We start from the raw sequence: 1240 nt of genomic DNA on the forward strand, positions 1-1240 counted from the left end.
AGAGGCCTTCGAGGAAGGCCAGAAGCTGGTCATCGGGGCGGTAGCGAGCCGGTGTGACCCCGATGGGCGTGGTCCGAGCCAGTGCCTGCTCTTTACAGACGCAGATCGGCGTGCAGATACATCTGCGTGGTTTCCACCGACTCATGCCCTAGCCAGAGCGCGATCACGGAGCGGTCGATGCCGTGCCGCAGAAGGTCCATGGCGGCGCTGTGACGCAAGACATGCGCGGTCACGGTCTTGCGCTGCAGAGAGGGGCAGCGTTGCTGGGCGGTCCGAGCATGTTTCGCCACCAGGCGCTCGACCGCATCCCTGCTGAGCGGTCCACCGCGGCAGCTGGGAAAGACCGGCTCATGAGGTAAGCCGTTGCGCTCTTGCAGCCAGTGCTCCAGCAAGGCCGCCGCTTCAGCGCGCAGCGGTGTCGCGCGTTGCTTGCGGCCCTTTCCGAGGCATTTCACATGCGCCCCGGTTCCCAGCACGACGTCCTGAGCGCACAGTCCGATCAGCTCAGACACACGCAGTCCCGTTTGGACGGCCACGGTTAGCAAGGTTGCGGTCCCGGCGGCCGATCCAGGTCGAAGGATCTGGAGCAGCGATCAGTGCCTCGATCTCCTCGCGGTGGAGAAACGCGATCTGCCGGCGTTCATGGCGTTTGCTCGGCATGGCCAGCACACGCTGGCAGAGCCAGGCCTGGGCGGGCTCCTCCAGGGCGACATACTGAAAGAAGGAATGGATCGCGGCGAGGCGGGCATTGCGCGTGCGAGCACTGTTGCCCCGATCCTGTTCAAGATGATCCAAGAATTGGCCGATGAAGGGCGCATCGAGATCCTCGAGGCGCAAGGCGGAAGGCGTGGTGCTGCGCCGTTCGGCGGCGTAGCGCAGCAGCAGACGGAAGGTGTCACGGTAGCCGGCAATGGTGTGCTCACTGGCGCGCCGTTGCCGACAGAGGCGCTCGGTGAAGAAGGATTGCAGCAGGGCGGGAAAGGGGTTGGCGATCATGCGCGGACCTCCTCGGCGTGCTCCATCAGGCGTTGGCTGGCCAACTGGAGGAGCTCCGGGACGGCCTCGAGATACCAGTAGGTCTCGTTGACATGGACGTGACCAAGGTAGGTGGCGAGCTTGGGGAGCTCGCGCTCGACATCGACGCCCGTGCGGTACCAGTGAATCAAGGTGCGAGCCGCAAATCGGTGGCGCATGTCATGAATACGCGGCCCCCGCCCATGGCCGCTCGCGGCGGCGCGCA

2 protein-coding genes and 1 pseudogene are annotated in these 1240 nt (G+C 65.3%); all 3 read right to left on the reverse strand.

All coding sequences use genetic code 11. The features are described from left to right. Positions 1-92 precede the first annotated feature (92 nt). Complete coding sequence (locus G3446_RS27515; protein ID WP_342450263.1) at positions 93-512, reverse strand: tyrosine-type recombinase/integrase; 420 nt, start codon at positions 510-512, stop codon at positions 93-95. Continuing rightward, complete coding sequence (locus G3446_RS27520) at positions 505-996, reverse strand: tyrosine-type recombinase/integrase (protein ID WP_167757112.1); 492 nt, start codon at positions 994-996, stop codon at positions 505-507. The genes G3446_RS27515 and G3446_RS27520 overlap by 8 nt, the downstream gene beginning before the upstream one ends. Further along, positions 993-1240: pseudogene (locus G3446_RS26780) on the reverse strand (hypothetical protein); the annotation flags it as partial. The pseudogene G3446_RS26780 and the gene G3446_RS27520, both read right to left, overlap by 4 nt.

Source organism: Thiorhodococcus minor (assembly GCF_010820565.1).
Lineage (GTDB): Bacteria > Pseudomonadota > Gammaproteobacteria > Chromatiales > Chromatiaceae > Thiorhodococcus > Thiorhodococcus minor.